This is a genomic window from Serratia sp. CY82433 (assembly GCF_052166535.1).
Classification (GTDB): domain Bacteria; phylum Pseudomonadota; class Gammaproteobacteria; order Enterobacterales; family Enterobacteriaceae; genus Serratia; species Serratia sarumanii.
Map to the genome: position 1 here is coordinate 76,798 of NZ_JBJNOR010000001.1, position 23,431 is coordinate 100,228.

22 protein-coding genes are annotated in these 23,431 nt (G+C 62.4%); 20 read left to right on the top strand and 2 right to left on the bottom strand.

All coding sequences use genetic code 11. From position 1 onward, the window contains the following. Window positions 1–183: 183 nt before the first annotated feature. The 3 genes from ACJ8PI_RS00430 (at window position 184) to ACJ8PI_RS00440 (ending at window position 3,000) form a co-directional block, all read left to right on the top strand. A complete protein-coding gene (locus ACJ8PI_RS00430) occupies window positions 184–1,545 on the top strand; it encodes an esterase-like activity of phytase family protein (protein ID WP_101427823.1) in 1,362 nt (453 codons plus the stop codon). A 371-nt stretch (window positions 1,546–1,916) separates the two neighbouring features. Then, entirely contained in the window at window positions 1,917–2,201 is a 285-nt protein-coding gene (locus tag ACJ8PI_RS00435; protein WP_033647361.1) for a YdgH/BhsA/McbA-like domain containing protein, read from the top strand. 241 nt (window positions 2,202–2,442) lie between these two features. Then, window positions 2,443–3,000, top strand: coding sequence for a class I SAM-dependent methyltransferase (locus ACJ8PI_RS00440; RefSeq protein WP_060422083.1), 558 nt, complete (start codon window positions 2,443–2,445; stop codon window positions 2,998–3,000). On the opposite strand, the gene ACJ8PI_RS00445 is transcribed toward ACJ8PI_RS00440, so the two are convergent. Beyond that, window positions 3,001–3,462 (bottom strand): GNAT family N-acetyltransferase, encoded by a 462-nt coding sequence (locus tag ACJ8PI_RS00445; RefSeq protein WP_033637256.1) that lies wholly within the window; start codon window positions 3,460–3,462, stop codon window positions 3,001–3,003. Between the two features lie 216 nt (window positions 3,463–3,678). On the opposite strand from ACJ8PI_RS00445, the gene ACJ8PI_RS00450 reads away from it, so the two are divergent. The 4 genes from ACJ8PI_RS00450 to aroL all read left to right on the top strand — a co-directional run bounded on the left by ACJ8PI_RS00450 (window position 3,679) and on the right by aroL (window position 8,116). After that, on the top strand, window positions 3,679–4,794 hold the full coding sequence (locus ACJ8PI_RS00450) for an ABC transporter substrate-binding protein (protein ID WP_033653300.1): 1,116 nt from the start codon (window positions 3,679–3,681) through the stop codon (window positions 4,792–4,794). Further along, window positions 4,787–6,910, top strand: a complete 2,124-nt coding sequence (locus tag ACJ8PI_RS00455) for a TonB-dependent siderophore receptor (RefSeq protein ID WP_164134454.1) — start codon at window positions 4,787–4,789, stop codon at window positions 6,908–6,910. Before ACJ8PI_RS00450 ends, ACJ8PI_RS00455 begins: the two co-directional genes overlap by 8 nt. Before the next feature lie 53 nt (window positions 6,911–6,963). Continuing rightward, entirely contained in the window at window positions 6,964–7,482 is a 519-nt protein-coding gene (locus tag ACJ8PI_RS00460; protein ID WP_164134453.1) for a GNAT family N-acetyltransferase, read from the top strand. A gap of 109 nt (window positions 7,483–7,591) precedes the next feature. Beyond that, a complete protein-coding gene (aroL, locus tag ACJ8PI_RS00465; RefSeq protein WP_033637260.1) occupies window positions 7,592–8,116 on the top strand; it encodes a shikimate kinase AroL in 525 nt (174 codons plus the stop codon). 36 nt (window positions 8,117–8,152) lie between these two features. Here the strand turns inward: aroL and ACJ8PI_RS00470 are convergent, their stop codons facing one another. After that, window positions 8,153–8,905, bottom strand: a complete 753-nt coding sequence (locus ACJ8PI_RS00470) for a helix-turn-helix domain-containing protein (protein WP_164134452.1) — start codon at window positions 8,903–8,905, stop codon at window positions 8,153–8,155. A gap of 96 nt (window positions 8,906–9,001) precedes the next feature. On the opposite strand from ACJ8PI_RS00470, the gene ACJ8PI_RS00475 reads away from it, so the two are divergent. The 13 genes from ACJ8PI_RS00475 to ACJ8PI_RS00535 all read left to right on the top strand — a co-directional run bounded on the left by ACJ8PI_RS00475 (window position 9,002) and on the right by ACJ8PI_RS00535 (window position 23,258). Further along, entirely contained in the window at window positions 9,002–9,406 is a 405-nt protein-coding gene (locus ACJ8PI_RS00475; RefSeq protein WP_164134451.1) for a nuclear transport factor 2 family protein, read from the top strand. Window positions 9,407–9,453: 47 nt separating this feature from the next. Next, window positions 9,454–9,654, top strand: a complete 201-nt coding sequence (locus ACJ8PI_RS00480; protein ID WP_004940491.1) for a YaiA family protein — start codon at window positions 9,454–9,456, stop codon at window positions 9,652–9,654. 144 nt (window positions 9,655–9,798) lie between these two features. Further along, the gene (locus tag ACJ8PI_RS00485; protein ID WP_021504701.1) at window positions 9,799–10,299 is read left to right on the top strand and encodes an RNA polymerase sigma factor; all 501 of its coding nucleotides are present in this window, start codon (window positions 9,799–9,801) and stop codon (window positions 10,297–10,299) included. Window positions 10,300–10,375: 76 nt separating this feature from the next. Further along, window positions 10,376–11,329: a FecR family protein gene (locus ACJ8PI_RS00490; RefSeq protein WP_164134450.1), complete on the top strand. Its 954-nt coding sequence runs from the start codon at window positions 10,376–10,378 to the stop codon at window positions 11,327–11,329. A 156-nt stretch (window positions 11,330–11,485) separates the two neighbouring features. After that, window positions 11,486–14,185 (top strand): TonB-dependent receptor, encoded by a 2,700-nt coding sequence (locus tag ACJ8PI_RS00495; protein WP_060426292.1) that lies wholly within the window; start codon window positions 11,486–11,488, stop codon window positions 14,183–14,185. 78 nt (window positions 14,186–14,263) lie between these two features. Next, the gene (locus ACJ8PI_RS00500) at window positions 14,264–14,833 is read left to right on the top strand and encodes a heme acquisition protein HasA (RefSeq protein WP_164134449.1); all 570 of its coding nucleotides are present in this window, start codon (window positions 14,264–14,266) and stop codon (window positions 14,831–14,833) included. Between the two features lie 72 nt (window positions 14,834–14,905). After that, window positions 14,906–16,687, top strand: coding sequence for a type I secretion system permease/ATPase (locus tag ACJ8PI_RS00505; protein WP_164134448.1), 1,782 nt, complete (start codon window positions 14,906–14,908; stop codon window positions 16,685–16,687). Further along, a complete protein-coding gene (locus tag ACJ8PI_RS00510) occupies window positions 16,684–18,015 on the top strand; it encodes an HlyD family type I secretion periplasmic adaptor subunit (RefSeq protein ID WP_033647342.1) in 1,332 nt (443 codons plus the stop codon). Before ACJ8PI_RS00505 ends, ACJ8PI_RS00510 begins: the two co-directional genes overlap by 4 nt. 2 nt (window positions 18,016–18,017) lie before the next feature. Next, window positions 18,018–18,809: an energy transducer TonB gene (locus ACJ8PI_RS00515; RefSeq protein WP_164134447.1), complete on the top strand. Its 792-nt coding sequence runs from the start codon at window positions 18,018–18,020 to the stop codon at window positions 18,807–18,809. A 253-nt stretch (window positions 18,810–19,062) separates the two neighbouring features. Continuing rightward, a complete protein-coding gene (locus ACJ8PI_RS00520) occupies window positions 19,063–19,836 on the top strand; it encodes an IclR family transcriptional regulator (RefSeq protein WP_033647338.1) in 774 nt (257 codons plus the stop codon). A 219-nt stretch (window positions 19,837–20,055) separates the two neighbouring features. Continuing rightward, the gene (locus ACJ8PI_RS00525) at window positions 20,056–21,612 is read left to right on the top strand and encodes an OPT/YSL family transporter (RefSeq protein ID WP_060420419.1); all 1,557 of its coding nucleotides are present in this window, start codon (window positions 20,056–20,058) and stop codon (window positions 21,610–21,612) included. A 34-nt stretch (window positions 21,613–21,646) separates the two neighbouring features. Continuing rightward, window positions 21,647–22,576: a DUF1177 domain-containing protein gene (locus tag ACJ8PI_RS00530; RefSeq protein ID WP_033647333.1), complete on the top strand. Its 930-nt coding sequence runs from the start codon at window positions 21,647–21,649 to the stop codon at window positions 22,574–22,576. A 4-nt stretch (window positions 22,577–22,580) separates the two neighbouring features. Continuing rightward, complete coding sequence (locus ACJ8PI_RS00535) at window positions 22,581–23,258, top strand: AroM family protein (protein ID WP_039567007.1); 678 nt, start codon at window positions 22,581–22,583, stop codon at window positions 23,256–23,258. Window positions 23,259–23,431: the final 173 nt, after the last annotated feature.

Consider the following 23,431-nt stretch of genomic DNA (forward strand, 5'->3'; position numbering starts at 1 on the left):
CGGGCGATTTTTTCCAGCGGTTTTCCCCATTCAATACGCTCAGGTTAATTGCTAATTTCTATTTGCCAGCCAACTTTATTACCGATTGTGTATTTGACGAATGGCCTGTTGTCATCTAAGTGTCATGCTAAATTAATATCTTCTTCTGCCTGATAACGCTTCATTCAACCTCGAGTAAAAATCATGAAAATAAAATCGCTCTCCCTGCTGTTGGCTTCACTGTTTCCTGTATTCACCTACGCTGCCGACATTGAGGTGGCGCGTTATGTGGTCGGCTTTCCCGGCGGGGAACGCGTCGCGTATCAGGGGGCGTTCGCCAAGAATTTCCCGCAGGGGCTGCCGGTGGGGATCGGCTCAGGGCTGACGTTCAACAGCAAGCAGGGCGACGATCTGGTGCTGACGACGCTGACCGATCGCGGCCCGAATGCCGATGCCCCTGCGGTGGGCAAGCAAGAAGCCAAGATTTTCGCCAATCCGCAATTCGTGCCCCTGTTGATGGACATTCGTATTGGCGCCGGCAAGGCCGTGGCCGAGAATGCGCGGCCCTTGCATGACGAAAAAGGGCCGATCAGCGGGCTGCCGTTGCCGGGCGAGCTGATTGGTTCCACGAACGAAGTGGCGTTGAATGACGCGCTGCAACCGCTGTCCGGCGATCGCCGCGGGTTGGATACCGAAGGCATCATCGGTGACGGCAACGGCGGCTATTGGCTGTGTGACGAGTACGGCCCGTTTCTGATCCATGTCGACGGCAAAGGCAAAATTCTCGCCAAATACGGCCCAACGCCGCAGGCCGGCGAGCAGGCGGTGGCGAGCGGTTTACCGAACATCCTGAAGTGGCGCCAGCCCAACCGCGGTTTTGAGGGGCTGACCCGAATGCCGGATGGGCGCATTCTGGCGGCGGTGCAGAGCACGCTGGATGTCGAGGGCAAAAGCAAAAACAAGGCGCAGTTTATCCGGCTGGTGAGCTTCGATCCGCGCAGTGGCAAAACCGCCATGTACGGCTATCCCATCGATATCGACAGCTATAAAAAAGCCAAAGACGCCAAGATTGGCGATGTGGTGGCGTTGGACAACCAGCGCGTCCTGTTGATTGAACAGGGAAGCGATAAAGATAAAACAATGATCAACAAGATCTATCTGGTGGATCTCGCGCAGGCCAGCGATCTGAGCGCGTTTGACGACCAGGGGAAAGCGCTGGAGTTCGACGATGCGAAAGAGCTCGCCAAACGCGGCGTGAAGCTGGCGCAGAAACAGGAAGTGGCGGATCTGCGCCAGTTGGGCTGGCGCCAGGAGAAAGCCGAAGGGTTGGCGCTGATCGACGATCGCACGCTGGCGGTGATCAACGACAACGATTTCGGCTTGCAGGCCAAGCTGGTGGATGCGTCGCCAAAGAGCAAGAAAATCGGCGACTACCAGCTGGAGAAGGAAGGGCGGTTGAGCCTCGACGGCGACAAGACCGACGCCCGCATCGAATTGCGCCCGCTGGAGCAGCCGGAGTCGCTGAGCGAGCTCTGGGTGCTCACCTTGCCGCACCCCTTGAAGTGACCGATATCGGGGGCGATAGCGCCCCCTTTTGCTTCAGGCTTCCGCGTGCCGCTGCGGCGTTCTGCCGCGCGAGATGCTCCCCCACACCGTCAAAATCAGCGTAGCTCAGCGCGCCTCGGCGGGTAAAAAATCTTAAATAGCGGCGGCGCGCGTTCTTTCTTTCGTCCTGTCTTTAATTGTTCATCAAATAGGGGTAAGGTGAAGCCTATAAAGTCATTCCTGCCTGAAAATACATACTCGCTCTCACTTCCTCCTTATTCTCCTCACAATGATTGATGTTCTTTACGTTGCGTGACGTCCGTTTTCATTGGCTAGCGGATAATTAACATCACTGACAACGAGCTAATAAACAAGAACACCTGGAGTCAATCATGAAACTTATCCCAAGCATCGCAGCCGTATTGATCGCCGCCGCTTCCTTCTCCACTTTCGCCGCGCCGCTGTCGTCGGTGAAACAGGTCAACAGCGAGCAGGCCGCCAATCTGCAAAGCGTCGGCGTAGTGTCGGTTTCCGGCATTAGCGGCTCACCGCATGACGCCATCACCGCCCTGAAAGAAAAAGCCGCGGCGGACGGCGCCAGCCATTACCGCATTATCGGTCTGGATACCCCCGGGGATTCCAGCAACTGGCGCGGCAATGCGGAAATTTATCGCTAAGCGTTGGTTTTTTTACCCTCTGGCCGCGGCTGTGCGGTCAATAAAATAAACGGTCGTAATAATTATCTGAACAGCCGGGGCATAAGCGGCTTATTTTCAGGTCATTATTACGACCGTTTTTCTTTTTCCACCGCGGCTGAGGTTGCATTTTTTTACAACTGTGTCCGCCGCTTTCGGAATCATGTTAATGATTACTTAAGAAATTCGGCTCACATTGAGGGCTTAACCCAAGGAGGCCTCAATGTTAAATGCGACCCGGCTGCAACTGATGAATCACTTCGCTTACCTGCAGCAATTTATGGCTTCGCCGCGCACCGTCGGCACGCTGGCGCCTTCTTCTCCGTGGCTGTGCCAGGCGATGTTGAATCAGATTGAATGGACCCGGGCGTTGTCGATCGCGGAGCTGGGCGCGGCGGACGGCGTACTGACCAAACGCATTCTGGGGCGGATGCGCTCCGATGCGGCGCTGGAGGCTTTCGAGATCCAACCCCATTTCGTGCATCGGCTGCGTGGAATAGACGATCGGCGGCTGCAGGTGATGGCCCATTCGGCGACCCGGATGGCCACGGATTACGACGTGGTGTTTTCCTGCCTGCCGCTGCTGTCGATCCCGGTCAGGATCAGCGTGCGCATTCTTCAGCAGGCCCGGCAGCGGCTGCTGGCGCGCAATGGCACGCTGGTGCTGTTCCAGTACAGCCACCTGTCGGAAAAATTGCTGTCGCGCTATTTTCACTGGAAGCGCCTGCGGGTGGTGCGCAACTTCCCGCCGGCGCTGGTGTATGTCTGTACGCCGCGTTAGCTACAGCGTTTTCTCCATCACCACCACGTCTTCGTCATGCTGCCGGCGGCGCTCAAGGGGATGCCAACCCCAGCCGGCGTACAGCGCTTCCGATTTATCGGTGATGAGATGCAAGACCGAGTGATGGCGCTGCCGCGCCGCCTCGACGATGGCCATTTCCAGACGGTGGGCGATGCCCTTGCGGCGGTGATCGGGATGCACGAAAACGCCGGCCAGCCACGGGGTGAGATCCTGGCGCTGATGATCGTCGCTGGGCCACAGGCTGGCCATGCCCACCGGGCGATCGCCATCGATCATCATCAACGTCAGGTGATCGTCGCTCGGCCGGCTGCATTGGGCGAAGCGCAGCTGGGTGCGCTCCAGCGTTCCGCCGCGCTGTGAGCCCCACTGGCCGAAGGCCCAGGCGGCGCACACATCGGCAAACTGCGGGCACTCCGACAGCGGAATGATGCGTTGAGTCATGGTGATCTCCCGGTTTTTTGCTGTTTCTCCGTTCTATTTAACCGACTTTTCCGCCATTTTTTTAACTTTTTAAAGCCGCTCTTTCAGCGGTTTCGCGGTGTTTCGGCGCGCGCCCGGCGCCGTTTCCCGGATTTCTTTTGGCAATTGCGGCGCAGGATTGCAAGTGCTAATGAGAGTGATTATCATGCGCACACTATTCCCCGTGTCGGTTCAATCATGCGCAATCCCCTCATTTTACTGCTGCTTTCCCTGTGCTTTGGCGTGTTTTCCGCTCAGGCGAAGACGGTGACCGATATCACCGGCCGCCAGGTCGTGGTGCCGGACAACCCGCAGCGCATCGTGGTGGGGGAGAGCCGCATGCTGTATACGCTGGCGCTGCTGGAGCCGGGCAACCCGGCGCAGCGCATCGTCGGCTGGCCGGCGGATCTGGCGCGGTTCGACGCGCAAAGCTGGCAGCTCTATACGCAGAAATTCCCCCAGATCGCCGCGATCCCCATTATCAGCGGCAATAATTTCCGCCAGGTTAACATCGAAAGCCTGCTGCAGCTGAAGCCGGATCTGGTGATCCTGGCGCGCTACGCGCGTGAAGACGGCGACAACGATCTGCTGGTTTCCGCGCTGAACAAGGCCGGCGTGGCGGTGATCTACGTCGATCTGCGCATCGATTTGCTGAACAACACCGTGCCGAGCGTGCGGCTGCTGGGCGAAGTGCTCAATCGCCGGCAGCGCGCCGAGCAGTTCATCGCGTTTTATCAGCAGCATATGGCGGTGATCCGGCAACGGCTGGCGGGCTATCAGGGACCGAAGCCCAAAGTGATGCTGCACCTGCATCTGGGGCGGCGCGACACCTGCTGCACTACCGCCGCGCACGGCAATCTCGGCGATCTGCTGACCTTCGCCGGCGGCGACAACATCGCCAACGCCAGCGTCAAAGGGGTGTATGGCGAACTGAACCCGGAAACCATTCTGAGCGCCAATCCCGACGTTTACCTCGCCACCGGCATGGCCGGCCCGCAGGGCAAACGGCTGTCCGATCTGCGCCTCGGGCCGCAGGTCAGCCAACAGGACGCCGCCGATAGCTTCCGCCGGCTGATCGCCAAACAGCCAATGCTGGCCAGCCTGCAGGCGGTGAAAAACCATCGCGCCTGGAGCGTCTGGCACAATTTTTACCTCAGCCCGTATCACGTGGTGCTGGTCGAGATGTTCGCCAAAGCGTTTTACCCGGATCTGTTCGCCGACATTAACCCGCAGCAGACCTTCCAACAGCTTTATCAGCAGTTTTTGCCGTTACCTTTTTCAGGGACCTATTGGAGTCAGTTAGATAATGAATAACAACAAGCGCGGCTGGTGGTGCGCGTTGCCTTTGGCGGCCTGCGCAACATCGCCGACGTGGGCGGCGGAAAAAGCCGCATCGAAAGAAGAAAGCCTGGTGGTGATTGGCCGCAAAGACGCCGACGGCGTGCAGAGCTATCAGCCGTTGACCAGCGTCACCGGCACCCGCAGCGAAACCAGCCTCCTGAACGTGCCGCAGGCGATCGACGTGGTGCCGCAGCAGGTGATTACCGATCAGGCGGTCAGCAGCCTGGACGAAGCGCTGTACAACGTCAGCGGCATTACCCAGGCCAACACGCTGGGCGGCACCCAGGACGCGGTCATGAAACGCGGCTTCGGCGACAACCGCGACGGCTCCATTCTGCGCGACGGCGTGCGCTCGGTGCAGGCGCGCAACTTCACGCCGACCACCGAGCGGGTGGAGGTGCTCAAGGGGCCGGCCTCGATGCTGTACGGCATGGGCGAGCCGGGCGGGATGATCAACATGATCACCAAAAAGCCCCAGCTGCAGCAGCATACCCACGTGGAAGGCTGGGGCAGCAGCTTCAACGGCGGCGGCGGCCAGCTTGACGTTACCGGGCCGCTCGGCACGTCGGGGTTCGCCTATCGCATGATCGTCGATCACGATGAAACCGATTACTGGCGCAACTTTGGTCGCAATCGCCAGACGGTGATCGCGCCGTCGTTGATGTGGTACGGCGAGAACACCACCGTGCGCTTGGCCTATGAACATATGGAATATCTGGTGCCGTTCGATCGCGGCACCATTATCGATTCGCGCACCGGCAAGCCGGTGAATACGCCGCGCGATCGCCGTTTCGACGAAGCCTATAACGCCACCCGCGGCGATCAGGACAGCGTTACCCTGCAGATCGATCAAACGCTCAACGAGCGCTGGAAAAGCTCACTGACCTACGCCTACAGCCACAACAGCTACAGCGACAACCAGGCGCGCGCCACGGCGCTGAACCCGGAGAGCGGCGTGTTGAGCCGCCAGGCCGACGCGACCGCCAACGCCGTCAGCCACGCCAACGCGGTGCAGTTGACGCTCAATGGCGACGTGGACTGGGGCAGCATCAACCACCAGATGCTGTTCGGCTTCGATTTTGAAGATAACCGTACCTACCGCGGCGACATGATTCGCGGTAAAAAGAACAGCGATTTCAATATCTATCATCCGGTATACGGCCTGATGCCGCCGTCAACCGCGGTCAGCGCCAAAGACAGCGACCAGCGGGAAAACCTCACCAGCTACGGCTGGTTTATGCAGGATTCCATCCAGCTGACCGATAAATGGCTGGTTATGGGCGGGCTGCGTTACGACGCTTTCGACGTTTATGCCGGCAAGGGGCGGCCGTTCCAGGCCAATACCGACAGCTCGGACAGCAAGCTGGTGCCGCGCGCCGGGGTGGTCTACAAGCTGACGCCTTATGTGTCGCTGTACAGCAGCTATACCGAGTCGTTCAAGCCGAACTCTTCCATCGCCACCCAAATTGGTTCGCTGCCGCCGGAGCAGGGCAAGTCGTGGGAAGTCGGCGGCAAGCTGGCGCTGCCGAACGGCGTTACCGGCACGCTGGCGCTGTTTGACATCACCAAGCGCAACGTGATGGTCAGTGAGCTGGTGGAGGGCGAAACCGTGACGCGCACCGCCGGGCGCGTGCGTTCGCAGGGCGTGGAGCTGGACGTGGCCGGCAATCTCACCGACTCGCTGAGCCTGATCGGTTCCTATGCGTATACCGACGCGCGGGTGGTGGACGATCCGGACAACAAGGGGAAAGAGATGACCAACGTGGCGCGCCACACCGCCTCGCTGTTCCTGACCCAGAATCTGGGCAGCCCGGGCCTGTACAGCGGCGATGAGGTGCGCATCGGCGCCGGCGCGCGTTACGTGGGCCGCCGCCCGGGTGACGCCGCCAACAGCTTCTACCTGGATAATTACACCGTTGCCGATGCGTTCGCCGCTTATACCATGCCGATCAACGGCTATCGGGTGAAATGGCAGCTGAACGTGAAGAACCTGTTCGATAAAACCTACTACCCGTCCAGCGGCGGCAACCTGCGCGTGGCGGTGGGGGAACCGCGTGAGGTGGTGCTGCGCGGCAGTGTCGATTTCTAAGCCACGGGCGGTGAAATTTGCTTAAATAACCACCCCAACGTTAAGGAGAACCCATGAGCCTGCAGATTCGTTTGGCGCAGCAGCGGGATATTGTGCACTTGATGGCGGTTGAACGTTCGGCGGCGCAGCTGTTTCGCCAGCAGCCGGAATGGCGCTTTATCGCCGAAGGCGAGGTGATGGCCCCGCAGCAGCATGCCGCATTTATCGCCGAGCGCCGTGAATGGCTGGCGGAAAGCGACAACGGCGAGTGCGCCGGTTTTATTGCCGTGCAGGCTCAGGGGGAAGATTGGCACATCGCCGAATTGTCGGTCGCCGACACCTGGCAGCGGCAGGGCGTCGGCCGTCGCCTGATCGGCGCGGTGGCGCAAGAGGCCAAACGGCAGGGCGCGGGCCGCCTGACGCTCACCACCTTCATTGAGGTGCCGTGGAATGCGCCTTACTACCGGCGGCTGGGATTCCGGCCGCTCGACGACGCGCGGCTCACGGCTGCTCTGCGGCGGCACCTGGATGAGGATCTGGCGCACGGCTTTGCCGCAGGCAGTCGCTGTGCCATGGAATTTACACTATCGTAAATATTGAAATACAGAGCGGGCAGGGTATGATGCTGCCACCACGCCATCGCACCCGCTCGGTATTTTGGTATGCAATGCACTCAAGTCACCGCATAAGGGACAACCCGTAATGACACAAACCCTGTTCATGATAGGCGCTCGCGGAGCCGGCAAGACCACGGTAGGCAGCGCATTGGCGTTGGCGTTGGGCTATCAGTTCGTCGATACCGATCTGTTTATGCAGCAGGCGGCGCAGATGAGCGTGGCGGAAATGGTCGAGCGCGAGGGCTGGCTGGGGTTCCGCCGCCGCGAGACCATCGCGTTGCAAACCGTGACCAAGCCGTCAACTATAGTTGCCACCGGCGGCGGGGCGATCCTGGCGGAGGAGAACCGTCAGTTTATGCGCCAGCATGGCACCGTTATCTACCTGCGCGCGCCGGCCAGCGTGTTGGCGCAGCGGTTGGAAGAGTACCCGGAAGATGCGCAGCGCCCGACGCTCACCGGCAGACCGATCGCCGAGGAGATGCTCGAGGTGCTGGCGGCGCGCGAAGCGCTGTATCAGGACGCCGCGCATTACGTGATAGACGGCGCCGCCGATCCGCAGCGGGTGGTGGAACAAATCCTCGCGGTGTTGCCGCGTGAGACGGTGAAGTAACCCTTTCTTCTCTTCGGGCGCCGGGCGCCCGTTTTCCTATTCCGTTTGCCGAGCCGGCGCAAAGTACGCCCCGGGCGTGACGCCGAAGCGGCGACGAAAGGCGGCGATATAGGCGCTGACGTTATCATAGCCACAGGCGTCGGCCACCTCGCCGACCGCTTTGCCGCGTGATAATCCCTCCAGTGAACGCAATACCCGCGCCTGCTGGCGCCACAGCGCGAAGCTGATGCCGGTTTCCTGCAGAAAGCGGCGGCTCAGGGTGCGCGGGCTGAGCCCGGCCCAAATGGCCCAGTCGCGCTGGCTGCGCGGGCTGGCGGGATCGTTCAGCAGCGCCCGGGCGATGTTCAGCAACCTGGCGTCCTGCGGCAGCGGCAATTGTAACGGCGCGCGGCTTGCCGCGTGCATTTCGTCCAGCAGCACCTGCAGCAGCCGCCGTTGCGGCGCGCTCAGCGGGCCGGCGGGGAACTGCGCGATGCGCTCCACCAGGGCCTGCAACAGCGCAGAGGCCGTAAACAGCTGCGGCAGCTGCGGCAGCGGCGGCATCTCCGGCACGCTTTCCACCGGCAGATACAGACTCCAACCCGCCACGTCGCCGCAGGCCAGCGCCTGATGGGCGCATCCCGGCGGCAGCCAGCCCAGCGTACCGCCGGTGATCGCCCATTGCCGGCCCGGGAGTTCCATTGCCAGCATGCCGCGCGTCAAGAGATAGATCTGGCCGCCTTCGTGCCGGTGCCAGGGCGTCAGGTGTTTTTTTTCATGCTGAAGGCGTTGGCTGCGGATCTGCGTCATATTGGCCGTTTAACGTTATTAAAAGTCTTGATGTGGTTATTATGCCATCGCCTGGTCGGGATAGGATCGCCGTTCACCCTATTTCGGAGAAACCTGATGACTCAACTTACCCCACTGGATCTGGTACTCGATACGCTGCAGCAGGTCGTCGCCAGCCCGGAGCACCGGCCAACGCAGCTCGCCGCCCGTTTCAGCGCAGACTACCGCCAGCAGGTGGATGGCAAGGTGCTGAACTTCGAGCAGTTTGAGCAACACATGGCGCTGCTGAAGCGGCAAACCCGGCGCATGACGCTGAGCGTGATCGCGGCGGCGGAGCGGGGCGAGGCGGTGCTGACCCACCATCTGGTCGAGGTGGAAAAGCGCGACGGCTCCTGCAGCCGCGTGCGGGTGCTGGCGCACTTCACCGTGCGTGAAGGCCGCATTTGCGCCTGCGACGAACTGACCGAGCTGCTGGCGGGCTCGCCCGGCGATCGCGATCTTGGCTCGCGCGTGTCGGAATGAGGGCGGCTGCTATACTTGCTACTGTGTGAAACACACGGGAGAACGGCATGCGCGAAAATGATCAACCTGCTTATCCACGGAGCGCCCGCGTCGTAGAGGTGTTTCGGGGCGACCCGAACCTGCATCTGCGCCGTTTTGAAGTGCGCACCGACGACATTGAGCCGAATACGCTGCTCAGTGAACATGAAACCGAGCAGGAAGCGCTCGACGCCAAGCATCGCTATGAGGACGAGGCGTTAGAGCTCTGACCTGCAGCCCAGCGGAAACCGGCGCCAGGCCGGTTTCCCGTTTATCCCCGCCTTAGCACATATTTCCCAGAACAATATTGATAATGATAATCATTTATGTGATTTTTATCGCCCCTATTGGGTGTTTCACTTCTGGGAAAAGAGATGTCCAATTCCGAGTTGCAGGCGCTGTTTCTGCGCCATATGCGGCCGCTGCAAGCCTATTTGAACGCCAAACTGCGCGACCCTCAGCTGGCTGCGGACTTGGCGCAGGAAAGTTTTACCCGCCTGACCGAGCAGTATCCGCAGGGTAATATTCTCGATATCGAGGCCTACCTGTACAAAACCGCCAAAAACCTGATGCTCGACCATCTGCGCCAGCAGCAGCGGCGGCAGACCGAAGCGGTCGAAGACGACATTCTGGCGCAGTATCCCTCCGGTGAACCGGCGCTTGAACAACTGGCGATCGATAGCCAATTGCTGCAGCTGTTGCAACAGGCGCTGGCGGACATGCCGCCGCGCACGCAGCAGATTTTCCGCCTTAACCGGCTCGATGGCCTGACCCAGGCGCAGGTGGCGGCGCAGCTGGGCGTGTCGCTCAGCACGGTGGAAAAACACTTGGCCAGCGCGCTCGAGCGGCTGATGGCGCGGATGGAAGAACAATAATGGCAATTTTTTTACGGGTTTATCCGCGCTCAGACGTCTTAACCTATAACCAGAAAAAACAGAGGTCTATGCCATTATGAAACCGCTAACCGCACAGGCGCGACAGCAGGCGGCCGCCTGGGCCGTGAGCCTGGCCGAAGGGGCGCTGCCGGCCGATCGGCGGCGAGCGCTGGACGCCTGGCTGGCCGCCGATCCGCAGCATCCGGCGGCGCTGCGTCAGGCTCGCCTGCTGTGGACGACGCTGGGGCAGCTGCCGCCAGAGCAGCGGCAGGCGTTACAACCGCAGGTGGCGGCGCTGAAAACGCCATCTCGCCATCGATGGCCCCGCTGGGCGGTGGCGGCGGCGGTGGCGATCGCCGTTTCCTTCGGCGTTTATCGCGGGCCGGATCTGTGGATCGGCATGCAGGCGGATTATCAAACCGTTCGCGGCGAGGTGCGCGAAGTGGCATTGCCGGACGGCAGCCGGGTGGCGCTGGACAGCGGCAGCGCGATCGCACTGGCGTATTCCGCAGGCGAACGCAAGGTGCGGCTGCTGAGCGGCGCCGCCTATTTTATCGTCGCGCCGTTAGGTGGGGCGGAAAGCCGCCCATTCAGGGTGGAGGCGGAAAACGGTGTCACCCAGGCGCTGGGCACCGAGTTCAGCGTGGCGCGCACCGAACAGGGCGTGGACATCAGCGTGCATCAGCACAGCGTGCGGGTGACGCTTGAGCGCGGCGAGCGCTCGTTGGTGGTCGCGCAACGCCAGGCGGCGCATTACCGCAACGGGCAGCTGCAGCTGACGCGGCAAACGGCCGGCGATGACGCCTGGCGGCGCGGCTGGCTGGTGATCGACCGCCAACCGCTGCCGCAGGCGCTCGCGCAGCTCAACCGCTATCGCGCGACCCGCATCGTGGCGGTCAATCCCGCGCTAAGAGCGCGCACGGTGAGCGGCGTGTTTGCACTCAATAAACTCGACGACGGCGTCGGCGCCATTCGTCAGGAACTCTCCGCCCGCCAACTGAATCTCCCTGGCATCACGCTGCTTTACTGAGCGGCGCAGGCGGGCCGGGATGCCCGTTTCGCCGCTATTTTCACTTTCTGTAAAAAATCTTTACGGGTTTTTGCCTCCCGGAACGTCCTTATGTTTAAACGAGATTGATTTCCATTATCACTTGGTTTGGCATTCTTTCGGGTGGAACACACACGCATGTTTATTCACAAGGGAACCACGCCGGCCGGCCGATTGGCCACGGCGGTACGCGCCGCGCTGGCGGCGATGATGTTGACTCAGCCGGCTGTGGCGCTCGCTGCCCAGGCTGAGGCGAACGGCGCGCAGGCTGTACAGCAAAAGCATTTCAACGTTGCGGCGCAGCCGCTGCAAAGCGCCATGTTGCGCTTCGCCGAGCAGGCCGGCATGCAGGTATTTTTCGACGAGGTGAAGCTCGACGGCATGCAGGCGGCGGCGCTGACCGGCAGCATGAGCGTTGAACAGGGCCTGCGGCGCTTGATCGGCGGCAATCCGGTGGCTTTCCGCCTGCAGCCGCAGGGGCAGATCGTATTGAGCCGGCTGCCGACGGCGAACGGCGACGGCGGCGCGCTGGCGCTGGATAGCCTGACGGTGCTGGGCGCCGGCGGCATCAACGCCAACGATTGGGTTTACGACGAACCGCGCTCGGTCAGCGTCATCAGCCGCGAACAGATGGACAACCGCCCGGCGCGACACGCGGCCGATATTCTGGAGCAGACGACGGGGGCCTATTCCAGCGTCAGCCAGCAAGATCCGGCGCTGTCGGTCAACATCCGCGGCATACAAGACTACGGCCGGGTGAACATGAACATCGACGGCATGCGGCAGAATTTTCAAAAGAGCGGCCATGGCCAGCGTAACGGCACCATGTACATCGATTCCGAACTGCTGTCCGGCGTAACCATCGACAAGGGCACCACCGGCGGTATGGGCAGCGCCGGCACGCTCGGCGGCATCGCCACCTTCAATACCGTCAGCGCGAGCGATTTCCTGGCGCCGGGCAAAGAGCTGGGCGGCAAGCTGCACGCCAGCACCGGCGATAACGGCACCCACTTCATCGGCAGCGGCATACTGGCATTGGGCAACGAAACCGGCGATATCCTGCTGGCCGCCAGCGAACGCCACCTCGGCGACTATTGGCCCGGCAACAAGGGCGACATCGGCAACATTCGCATCAATAACGACACCGGCAATTACGATCGCTACGCCGAGAGCATCAAGAACAACAAAATCCCCGACACTAATTACCGCATGCACTCGCGGCTGGCCAAGGTGGGTTGGAATCTGCCCGCCAACCAGCGCCTGCAGCTGAGCTATCTGCAGACCCAGACCGCGTCGCCGATCGCCGGCACGTTGACCAACCTGGGCACCCGCCCGCCCTATGAGTTGGGCTGGAAGCGCACCGGTTACAGCGACGTGATGGCGCGCAACGCGGCGTTCGACTACAGCCTGGCACCGGAAGGCGTCGACTGGCTCGATTTTCAGGCCAAGCTGTATTACGTCGATACTCAGGACGACAGCGACACCTACAGCACCAGCTCGCTGCTGGACAACGGCTACGCGACGCGCACCCGCCTGCGCACCTATGGCGCGCAGGCGCAAAACACCTCGCGTTTCAGCCTGGCGCCGGGGCATGACTTCCGCGCCAACTACGGGCTGGAGTTCTATTACGACAAAGCGACCAGCGACTCTTCCCGTGAGGGTATGGAAGGGGTGACGCCGGCCGGCAACCGTTCGGTCGGCAGCCTGTTCGCCAACCTGACCTACGACTACGACGGCTGGCTGACGCTGGAGGGCGGGCTGCGTTACGACCGCTATCGCCTGCGCGGCCAGACCGGCCTGAGCTATCCGGATTTGGCCAAGGATGGGCAACGCTACACGATTGACAATCCTTGCAAAGCGTTGCGTCTGACCGGCTGTTCAACCACTACCCGCGAAGATTGGGACGTGGATCGCGATCAGGGCAAGCTGTCGCCGACGCTGGCGGTGGCGGTGCGCCCCGGCGTGGAGTGGCTTGAGCTGTATACCACCTACGGCAAATCCTGGCGGCCGCCGGCGATCACCGAAACGCTGACTAACGGCAGCGCACACAGTTCTTCCACGCAATACCCCAACCCGTTCCTGCAGCCCGAGCGCTCGCGCGCCTGGGAAGTCGGGTTCAACGTGCAGCAGCCGGATCTGTGGTTTGAGGGCGATCGGTTGGTGGCCAAGGTGGCCTACTTCGACACCAAAGTGGATAACTACATCAACTTGGCGATAGACCGCAATAAACCGGGGCTGGTGCAGCCGAGCATCGGCAATGCCGCTTACGTCAACAACCTGTCTAAAACCCGCTTCCGCGGGCTGGAGTACCAGCTCAACTATGACGCCGGGGTGTTCTACGCCGACCTGACCTACACCCACATGATCGGCAAAAACGAGTTCTGCTCGAACAAGGCCTGGTTGGGAGGGCGTCTGCGCTACGGCGACGGATCGCGCCGCGGCAACTTCTATGTTGAGCCGGATGCCGCTTCCAATGACTTCGTCACGTGTGACGGGGGGACGCAGTTCGGCTCCGCCGCCTACCTGCCGGGCGATCGCGGCTCGGTGACGCTGGGCGGCCGCGCCTTCGATCGCAAGCTGGACGCCGGGGTGACCGTGCGCTTTGCGCCGGGCTATCAGGACAGCTCGGTGCCATCCAACTATCCGTACCTGGCCGACTGGCCGAAGTACACCCTGTTCGATCTGTACGCCAGCTACAAGCTGACCGACAGCCTGACGCTGCGCGGCTCGGTGGAGAACCTGACCAACCGCGCCTACGTCGTCAGCTATGGGGAGACGCTGGCCAATACCCTGGGGCGCGGCCGCACCGTGCAGGGCGGGGTGGAATACCGTTTTTAAGCAGTAAAAGGGCGTTGCTCATCCTTGAGCACAAGGGCTGCCTCGCAAGGGGCGCCGTTCATCAATGGAGATAGAGAAATGGCATTTTCAGTTAACTATGACAGCAGCTTTGGCGGTTACAGCATTCATGACTATCTGGGCCAATGGGCTTCGACATTCGGTGATATCAACCATACCAACGGCAATGTCGTCGAAGGCTCAAACAGCGGTGGCCTCTACGGCGGCCGGTTGTCCGGTAGCCAATACGCCGTGACCAGTACGGACAACCATGTCACGTCGGTCGTGGCGGGTGGCAACCTGACCTACACGCTGTTCAATGAACCGGCGCATACCCTGTACGGCCAGTTGGATTCCCTGTCGTTCGGCGACGGTTTGAGCGGTGGCGATACATCACCGTACAGCATTCAGGTGCCTGACGTCAGCTTCGGCGGCCTGAACCTCAGCAGCCTGCAGGCGCAGGGCCACGATGGCGTGGTGCACCAGGTGGTGTACGGCCTGATGTCCGGCGATACCGGCGCGCTGGAAACCGCGCTGAACGGCATCCTCGACGACTACGGCCTGAGCGTCAATTCCACCTTCGATCAGGTGGCGGCGGCGACGGCGGTGGGCGTGCAGCACGCCGACAGCCCGGAACTGCTGGCGGCCTGATCGCGGCCGTTTGCCCGCCGGCGCCGCGCGCCCCGGCGGGCATTTTCTCGTTTTTAGCCGATGGAAAACGCCATGAAAAACGCCGTCAGGCGCGGAGAAGTGATGAGCGTGCTGGCCGCATACCGGCGCGGATTTTGGGGCATCGCGCTGTTTACCGCGGTGATCAACCTGCTGATGCTGGCACCGGCGCTGTACATGCTGCAGGTCTACGATCGCGTGTTGCCGTCGGGCAACCGCATGACGCTGGCGATGCTGACCCTGATGGTGGTCGGCCTTTACCTGTTTATGGGGCTGCTGGAGTGGGTGCGCAGCCAGGTGGTGATCCGCCTCGGCGCCCAGATGGATATGCGCTTGAATCAGCGGGTCTACGACGCCGCCTTCGAAACCAACCTGAAAACCGGCAACCCGCTGGCGGGGCAGGCGCTGAACGATCTGACCAACCTGCGCCAGTTCGCCACCGGCAATGCGCTGTTCGCCTTTTTCGATGCCCCCTGGTTCCCGGTTTATCTGCTGGTGGTTTTTCTGCTCCACCCCTGGCTTGGCGCGTTGGCCAGCGCCGGGGTGATCGTGCTGGTGCTGCTGGCCTGGCTCAACCAGCGGGTGTCGCAGGCGCCGCTCGCGGAGGCCGGCCGGGTCGCGCTGAGCGCCACGCAGCAGGCCAACGGCAACCTGCGCAATGCGGAGGCCATTGCCGCCATGGGGATGCTGACCGATTTGCGCCTGCGCTGGCTGCGGCAGCATCAGCAGTTCCTGCTGTTGCAGAACCGCGCCAGCGAGAAAATCGCCGCCGTCACCGCCTGGTCGAAAACCGTGCGGCTGGCGCTGCAGTCGCTGATGTTGGGCTGCGGCGCGCTGCTGGCGGTCAACGGCGACATTACGCCGGGCATGATGATCGCCGGATCGATCCTGATCGGCAGGGTGCTGGGGCCGATCGATCAGCTGATCGGCGCCTGGAAGCAGTGGTCGTCGGCGCGCCAGTCCCTGCAGCGGCTGGAGGTGATGCTGGCCGCCAACCCGCCGCAGGCGGCGAGCCTGCCGCTGCCTGCGCCCAATGGCACATTGACCGTAAATCAGCTGGCCGCCAGCGCGCCGGGCGGGAGCGCGCCGGTGTTGCACGGCGTCAGTTTTCGTCTGGAGGCCGGGGAGGTGCTGGGCGTCATTGGCGCGTCCGGCTCCGGCAAAACGCTGCTGATGCGCCAACTGGTCGGCGCGCTGACGCCGCTCAGCGGCGACGTGCGGCTGGACGGTGCGGATCTTCGGCAGTGGGACAAACAGCAACTGGGGCCGCATATCGGCTACTTGCCGCAGGATATCCAGCTGTTCGCCGGCACCCTGACGGAAAATATCGCCCGCTTTGGCCAGGTTGACGCCGAGAAGGTGGTGGCCGCCGCCGCGCTGGCCGGCGTGCACCAACTGATCCTGCATTTGCCCAAAGGGTATGAAACCGAGCTGGGCGAGGGCGGCAGCGGCCTGTCCGGCGGCCAGCGTCAGCGGGTGGCGCTGGCGCGCGCGCTGTATGGTTCTCCGGCGTTGGTGGTATTGGACGAACCGAACGCCAACCTCGATCGCGAAGGGGAAGAGGCGCTGCAGCGGGCGATCGAAGCGCTGAAAAAGCGCGGCACCACCATCGTGTTGGTGACCCACAAACCGGCGATCCTGGCGACGACCGACAGATTGCTGGTGCTGGCCGCCGGCCAGGTGCAGCACTTCGGCCCCAGCGACGCCATCCTGAAAAAACTGCCTGGTTTTACGCCCGCGACCGTACCGGCCAACGCCGGCCGCAGCAGCGGCGGCGGTTTCAACGTCAACTACGCCAATTTTGCCAAAACGGCCAGCGGTGAACGAAAAGTATGAGCAATCAGAGTGTGATCCCCGGCGATATCGACGCGCTTTCCCGGCAGTTCGACGAAGGGCGCCACCTGCGGCTCGGTGGTTGGCTGGTGCTGTTGGGGTTTGGCGGTTTCCTGCTGTGGGGGCTGTTGGCGCCGCTGGATAAGGGCGTGCCGGTCTCCGGCAGCGTGGTGGTGGCCGGCAACCGCAAGGCGGTACAGCACCCGAGCGGCGGCGTGGTGTCGCAAATTCAGGTGCATGAGGGCGACCGGGTCAGCGCCGGGCAGGTGCTGCTGCTGATGGATACCGTCGACAGCCGCACCCAGCGCGATGCGCTGCGCAGCCAGCAGTTGAGCAACGCCGCGCAGCGGGCGCGGCTGCAGGCCGAGCGCGACGGCCTGCAGGCGATCGCTTTCCCGGCATTGCTGCAGGCGCGGCGGGAGGAGCCGGAGGTGATGTCGTTGATGCTGCTGCAACAGCAGCTTTTCACCAGCCGCCGCGCGGCGTTGCAGAGCGAGCTGGCGGCGATCGCGGAGAGCATCGCCGGATCGCAGGCGATGCTGGAAGGGATCCGGCAGTCTTACGCCAGCAAGCAGCGGCAAAAGGCCATGTTGCAGGAGCAGCTGAGCGGCATGCGCAAGCTGGCGGCGCAAGGGTATGTAGCGCGCAATCGGCTGCTGGATCTGGAAGGGCAGTATGCGCAGATCGACGGCCAGGCGTCCGAAGACACCGGCAATATCGGCCGCCTGGGGCGCCAGATCCTGGAGCTGAAGCTGCGGGCGATCCAGCGGCGGGAAGAGTATCAAAAAGAGGTCAGCAGCCAACTGGCCGAGGTGCGGATGAAGCTGGACGAGCTGGATAACCGCCTGGCCAAGGCGGAGGCCGATCTGGGCCATACGCAGGTGAAAGCGCCGGTGGCGGGCACCGTGGTGGGGCTGAGCGTGTTCACCGAAGGCGGCGTGATCGGCGCCGGTCAGCAGCTGATGGAGATCGTGCCCAGCGATCGGGGGCTGCAGGTGGAGGCGCGTATTCCGGTCGAACTGATCGACAAGGTGCAGGTGGGCTTGCCGGTCGAGCTGTTGTTCTCGGCGTTTAACCAAAGCACCACGCCGCGCGTCGAGGGCGAGGTGACGCTGGTCGGTGCCGATCGCCTGACCGATGAGAAAAGCGGTGCGCCCTATTACAGCGTGCGCGCCAAGGTCAGCGAAGCGGGTCTGCAGCGGTTGAACGGGTTGGAAATCCGCCCGGGGATGCCGGTCGAAGGGTTCATCCGCACCGGCGAGCGTTCGATGATGAACTACCTGTTCAAACCGCTGACCGATCGCCTTCATCTGGCGCTGACGGAAGAGTGAGCATGTCGGTTTCGCCGCTGCCTTTCGCCGCGCCCGGCGATGCCATGCCCTGGCGCCGTTGCCTGGTGCTGGTGCTGGCGCTGCACCTGCTGGCCGCGGCGCTGCTCTGGCCCTGGCGAGACAAGGCCGAGCCGCCGTGGGTGCCGCCGCCGGCGGTCATGGTGGTGATGGCCGCCGCACCGCAGGCTCCGGCCGAGGTAAAACAACCGCCGGGGCAAAGGACGCCGCCGCCTCAGGTTGAACCGCCAGCGCCGCAGGAACCCTTGCCGACGGTGAAGGTGCCTGAAGCCGTACGGCCGAACATCGCCGTAGCGCCGAAGCAGAAAAAATCGCCCAAGCCGGTGAAGAAAATCCCCCTGCCGCGCACGCCACCGCAGGAGAAAACGATCGCGCCGCCGAGAATTCAGGAGCAAAGCGTCGGCGCGCCGCCGCCGGGCCGGGCGGATAAAGCGGCCGCGCCGCAAACCCGCCTGACGCCCTATGCACAGGTGGGGGAAGATAGCTGGCGCAGCCGCATCAACGGCCGCCTTAATCGCTTTAAGCGTTATCCCAAAGACGCCTTGCGGCTGAAGCGCCAGGGCGTCGGGCAGGTGCGTTTCACCCTGGACAGGCAGGGCCATGTGTTGGCAGTGACGCTGGTCAGCAGCGCCGGGTTGCCGTCGCTGGATCGCGAAATCCAGGCGCTGGTCAAGCGCGCTTCGCCGTTGCCTACGCCGCCGGCGGACGCCTACGTTAACGGCACGGTGGAATTGACGTTGCCGATCGATTTCAGTTTGCGCGGCGCAAGTTTTTGAGCCGCGACAATATCTCTCCCTGATAAAATCATTTTTCAGCAGCTTGTCCTGCTATTCATTATTTTCAAAGCGTATCGTTATTTTATTTGGCGCGGCGGAGTTGGCGTTCTGCGCGATATTTTCATTTAAAAAGCACGAATGTCTTTTATTTTGCGGCTGACAAAAAATAAACAGCTTGACGCTGCGGAGTTCGGGTTTTAGTTTTTAATTATAAAACAGGAACTGAGTTCCATATAGTGGAACAAGGCGCATCATGACAACGCTGGAAAATGCCGCTGCGGTATTAAAACTCTTTTCTCAACAACGCGTGATGCATGGCCAACCGGGCATTGCATTCAGCGACGTGGTGGATCAATTGGCGCTGCCGAAAAGCACGGTATCGCGCCTGCTGCAGAGCATGGAAAATCAGGGCATGCTGGAGCGCGATCCCGATAGCCGGCGTTACCGCATCGGCGCGCTGTTGCTGGCGGCATCCAGCCACTATCTGTCGATGCCGCTGGTGGACAACCTGGCGGCCAGCATGGCGCAGCTGTGCCGCCAGACGGCGTGTACCGGCTACCTCTCGGTGCTGGAGGGGCAGGAGATCATGGTGATGCGCATGTTCCCCGGCCGCCACTTTTTGCAGGTGGTCACCCCGGCGGGCTACCGTTCACCGGCGGCGGAAACCTCGGTCGGCCGGGCGATACTGGCGCGTGAAAGCGACGAGCAGGTTCGGGCGCGTTACGCCGGCGGTTACCGGGCGGCTTCGCCCAATGCGCCGCAAACGCTGGATGCGCTGCTGCAGAAGTTGCAGCAGGTGAGGCGCCAGGGCTGGTCGCTGGCGCGCAATGAAACCTTGAACGGCATCAGTTCGCTGGCGACCGCGCTGGTGAACAAGCACGGCAGCGAGACGGTGGGGCTGTGTCTGTCCTTCCCTTCGCAGGGCGAGGAACAGCCGTTTGTACCGGAAGTTCTGGCCGAATTAACCGCAGTCAGCCGCCAACTGGCGGAAAAATATGGCGATGATTATTGGCAGCAGATCAACTAACGCGCCGGAGCTATAACGTTTCATCATCATTAACGAGCGCCGACACCAGGGAACTCATTAATTATATTTCACCGTATTTTATTGGTGAGAAATAGACGGGCTAAATAAGAAAATAATCACGTTATGACGCCGGCAGTTCCAAATAATGGAACTGCCGCGGCGAACTATCGTCGGGCGTTATTTCCGGCATGCGGCAGGAAATATTCAGGGATACCAAGCATGAAATCAAATAATCCGCTAAAAGAGGCCGGCACGCTGTTGGTCATGGCGCTGCTTTCGGTGGTGGGGGCGATCATCGGCGTTCAGCTGATCACCACGCTGGGCGTGACGCCCAACACCTCGATCATCGGTGCGCTGATCGCCATGCTGCTGGCGCGCATTCCGCTGCAAATGTTTCAACGCTACCGCTCGGTGCACACCCAGAACCTGGCGCAGACGGTGATCTCCTCAGCCACCTTCGGCGCGGCGAACTGCCTGCTGATGCCGATTGCGGTGCCTTACGTGATGGGGCAACCGCAGCTTATTCTGCCGATGTTCTGCGGCGTGGCGGCGGCGATGCTGCTCGACGCCTATCTGCTTTATCGCCTGTTCGATACCAAAGTGTTCCCCGCCGCCAATGCCTGGCCGCCGGGCGTCGCCGCCGCGGAGGCGATTAAAGCCGGCGATCGCGGCGGCAAGCAGGCCTGGCTTTTGGTGGTGGGCGTAGGGGTGGGCATCGCCGGATCAATGCTCAAGATCCCCATGGCGGCCTTCGGCACCGCCTTTATCGGCAATATCTGGGCGCTGAGCATGTTCGGCGTCGGGCTATTGCTGCGGGCCTACGCCGAGCCGGTGGCCGGTTTCGATATCAATGCCCATTTTATTCCGCACGGCGTGATGGTCGGCGCCGGCCTGGTGGCGCTGATCCAGGTCGCGCAGGTGATCCGCAGCCGCCGCGCCGATAGCGCCGGTTATACCCAACCGGACAGCGCGGTAAGCAAAGCGCTCGGCCTGGGGGCGGTCGGCTACATCGCCATCGCCGCGTTTTTGGCTCTGGTCGGCGGGCTGTTTAGCGAGATGTCGCTGCCGATGCTGGCGCTGTTCGTGATTTACGCGGCGTTCGCCGCTTTCGTTCATGAGCTGATCGTCGGTATCGCCGCCATGCACTCCGGCTGGTTTCCGGCGTTCGCGGTGGCGTTGATCACCCTGATCGTCGGTATCCTGATCGGTTTCCCACCGCTGGCGCTGTGCATCCTGACCGGCTTTACCGCCGCTACCGGGCCGGCCTTCGCCGACATGGGCTTTGACTTGAAAGCCGGCTTCATCCTGCGCGGCTACGGCGAGGATCTGCGGCAGGAACTGCTGGGGCGCCGCATTCAGCTGTTTGCGGCGCTGATCGCCTTCCTCATCGCCATTCCGGTGGTTTACCTCTCTTACCACAGCTATTTCCTGCAGGACCTGATCCCGCCGGTCGCGCGCGTTTACGCCAAGACCATCGAGGCCGGTGCGCAGCCGGGCATCGCCTGGAGCCTTTTGATCTGGGCGATCCCCGGCGCCGTGGTGCAGCTGATCGGCGGCCCCAAGCGCCAGCTCGGCGTGCTGCTGGCAACCGGCCTGCTGATCAACAACGCCTTGGCTGGGTGGGCGGTGCTGGTGGGCATCGCGTTGCGCGTGGCGATCCTGCGCCGTTGGGGCGATCGCGGCCGCACGCCGATGGAGATCATGGCGGCCGGGTTTATCGCCGGCGACGCGCTCTACAACTTCTTCAGCTCGATTTTTTCCAGCAAGGGCAAATAGCCCCTACCGATGACATTGGTGAGGTAAAACGACCATGAGTTTGCAACAAACGCTGCAGGTTTTTGAATTGATTGATAGCGCATTCGTCAGCGGCCAGGACGTCGTCGATCTGTTTGCGCCTTACCCGGCGATCCGCGCCAGCACCCTGCGCGCCGAGGGGCCGAAGGGCGGCACCGATTTCGTGCGCATCGAGATCCCCGGCAGCGCAGGCAAATTCGCTGGCGGTGCGGCGCCGACGCTGGGCATTATCGGCCGCCTGGGCGGCATCGGCGCGCGGCCGACGCGTATCGGGCTGGTGTCCGACGGCGACGGCGCGATCGCCGCCATTGCCGCCGCGCTGAAGCTGGCGGAGATGCAGCGCAAGGGCGACACGCTGCCGGGGGATGTGATCGTCACCACCCATATTTGCCCGAACGCACCGACCCGGCCGCACGATCCGGTCGATTTTATGGATTCGCCGATCGATGACGTGACGATGAACGATAATGAAGTGGTGCCGGAGGCTGACGCCATCCTGTCGATCGACACCACCAAAGGCAACCGCATCATCAACCACAAAGGCTATGCGCTATCGCCGACGGTGAAAGAGGGCTACATCCTGCGGGTGGCGGAAGATCTGCTGCGCATCATGGAGATGACCAGCGGCCGCCCGGCGGTGACCTTCCCGATCACCACGCAGGACATCACCCCTTACGGCAACGGCGTGCATCACCTCAACAGCATCCTGCAGCCCTCGACCGCTACTGCGGCGCCGGTGGTCGGCGTGGCGATCTGCAGCGAATCGGTGGTGCCGGGCTGCGGCACCGGCGCCAGCCACGAAACGGATATCGCGCTGGCGGTCAAATTCGCGGTGGAAGTCGCCAAAGAATTCGGCCGCGGCACCTGCCGGTTCTACGATGCCGCCGAATATGGCCAGCTGCTGGCGCTGTACGGCAGTCTGAGTCACCTGCAAAAAAGGAGATAGCCCCATGACGGCTTCATTCGCCACGCTGACCATCGGTCAGGCGCCGCGCAGCGATATCATGCCGCTGCTGTCCGCTTATCTGCCGGCGGAGCGGGTGAGGCACGTCGGTTTGCTGGACGGCCTGGATGCCGGGCAGATCGCCGAGCGTTATGCGCCGCAACGGGGCGATAAGCTGCTGGTGTCGCGCCTGTTGGACGGCACGCAGGTGACGCTCTGTGCCGCTCGCGTCGAAAGCGGGTTGCAGCAGAAGATCCGCGAGCTGGAGGCGGCGGGATGCCAGGTGATCCTGCTGCTGTGCACCGGCGAATTCGGCCGATTGCAGGCGGAGCAGGCGCTGTTGCTGGAGCCGGATCGCATCATCCCGCCGTTGATCTCCGCGATCGTCGGCGAACACCGCGTCGGCATCGTGGTGCCGGTGGCGGAACAGGTTGGGCAGCAGGCGCGCAAATGGCGGCAGCTGGCGACGCCGCCGAGCTATGCCGTCGCCAGTCCTTATCTGGCGGATGACGCCGCGCTGGAGCAGGCGGCTTGCGCACTGCTGCGGCAGGGGGCGGAGGTGGTGGTGCTCGATTGCATCGGTTATCACCAGCGCCACCGCGCTTTTTTGCAGGCGCGTCTGTCGGTGCCGGTGCTGCTGTCGAACGTTCTGGTCGCCAAGCTGGCCGCAGAGTTAATCGGCTGATTCAAATAGCCATAAATCACCGCCCGGCGCGGCCTCGGGCGCTTTGCGCTCGCGGGTATCCCCGGGTTTCAGCAGCCCTGACTGCCGTAGAGAGGCCCGGCGGCGTTTTCCTCTGCGCCGCGATCGCATTTCGCGCGAAAAACCAGTGACAGATCAACCGCAATCCCCCAATA

What these genes read in the sequence shown, in the direction of transcription:
- ACJ8PI_RS00430 (WP_101427823.1), top strand. Translation starts at nt 184, where the DNA reads ATGAAAATAAAATCGCTCTCCCTGCTGTTGGCTTCACTGTTTCCTGTA.
- ACJ8PI_RS00435 (WP_033647361.1), top strand. Translation starts at nt 1,917, where the DNA reads ATGAAACTTATCCCAAGCATCGCAGCCGTATTGATCGCCGCCGCTTCC.
- ACJ8PI_RS00440 (WP_060422083.1), top strand. Translation starts at nt 2,443, where the DNA reads ATGTTAAATGCGACCCGGCTGCAACTGATGAATCACTTCGCTTACCTG.
- ACJ8PI_RS00445 (WP_033637256.1), bottom strand. Translation starts at nt 3,462, where the DNA reads ATGACTCAACGCATCATTCCGCTGTCGGAGTGCCCGCAGTTTGCCGAT.
- ACJ8PI_RS00450 (WP_033653300.1), top strand. Translation starts at nt 3,679, where the DNA reads ATGCGCAATCCCCTCATTTTACTGCTGCTTTCCCTGTGCTTTGGCGTG.
- ACJ8PI_RS00455 (WP_164134454.1), top strand. Translation starts at nt 4,787, where the DNA reads ATGAATAACAACAAGCGCGGCTGGTGGTGCGCGTTGCCTTTGGCGGCC.
- ACJ8PI_RS00460 (WP_164134453.1), top strand. Translation starts at nt 6,964, where the DNA reads ATGAGCCTGCAGATTCGTTTGGCGCAGCAGCGGGATATTGTGCACTTG.
- aroL (WP_033637260.1), top strand. Translation starts at nt 7,592, where the DNA reads ATGACACAAACCCTGTTCATGATAGGCGCTCGCGGAGCCGGCAAGACC.
- ACJ8PI_RS00470 (WP_164134452.1), bottom strand. Translation starts at nt 8,905, where the DNA reads ATGACGCAGATCCGCAGCCAACGCCTTCAGCATGAAAAAAAACACCTG.
- ACJ8PI_RS00475 (WP_164134451.1), top strand. Translation starts at nt 9,002, where the DNA reads ATGACTCAACTTACCCCACTGGATCTGGTACTCGATACGCTGCAGCAG.
- ACJ8PI_RS00480 (WP_004940491.1), top strand. Translation starts at nt 9,454, where the DNA reads ATGCGCGAAAATGATCAACCTGCTTATCCACGGAGCGCCCGCGTCGTA.
- ACJ8PI_RS00485 (WP_021504701.1), top strand. Translation starts at nt 9,799, where the DNA reads ATGTCCAATTCCGAGTTGCAGGCGCTGTTTCTGCGCCATATGCGGCCG.
- ACJ8PI_RS00490 (WP_164134450.1), top strand. Translation starts at nt 10,376, where the DNA reads ATGAAACCGCTAACCGCACAGGCGCGACAGCAGGCGGCCGCCTGGGCC.
- ACJ8PI_RS00495 (WP_060426292.1), top strand. Translation starts at nt 11,486, where the DNA reads ATGTTTATTCACAAGGGAACCACGCCGGCCGGCCGATTGGCCACGGCG.
- ACJ8PI_RS00500 (WP_164134449.1), top strand. Translation starts at nt 14,264, where the DNA reads ATGGCATTTTCAGTTAACTATGACAGCAGCTTTGGCGGTTACAGCATT.
- ACJ8PI_RS00505 (WP_164134448.1), top strand. Translation starts at nt 14,906, where the DNA reads ATGAAAAACGCCGTCAGGCGCGGAGAAGTGATGAGCGTGCTGGCCGCA.
- ACJ8PI_RS00510 (WP_033647342.1), top strand. Translation starts at nt 16,684, where the DNA reads ATGAGCAATCAGAGTGTGATCCCCGGCGATATCGACGCGCTTTCCCGG.
- ACJ8PI_RS00515 (WP_164134447.1), top strand. Translation starts at nt 18,018, where the DNA reads ATGTCGGTTTCGCCGCTGCCTTTCGCCGCGCCCGGCGATGCCATGCCC.
- ACJ8PI_RS00520 (WP_033647338.1), top strand. Translation starts at nt 19,063, where the DNA reads ATGACAACGCTGGAAAATGCCGCTGCGGTATTAAAACTCTTTTCTCAA.
- ACJ8PI_RS00525 (WP_060420419.1), top strand. Translation starts at nt 20,056, where the DNA reads ATGAAATCAAATAATCCGCTAAAAGAGGCCGGCACGCTGTTGGTCATG.
- ACJ8PI_RS00530 (WP_033647333.1), top strand. Translation starts at nt 21,647, where the DNA reads ATGAGTTTGCAACAAACGCTGCAGGTTTTTGAATTGATTGATAGCGCA.
- ACJ8PI_RS00535 (WP_039567007.1), top strand. Translation starts at nt 22,581, where the DNA reads ATGACGGCTTCATTCGCCACGCTGACCATCGGTCAGGCGCCGCGCAGC.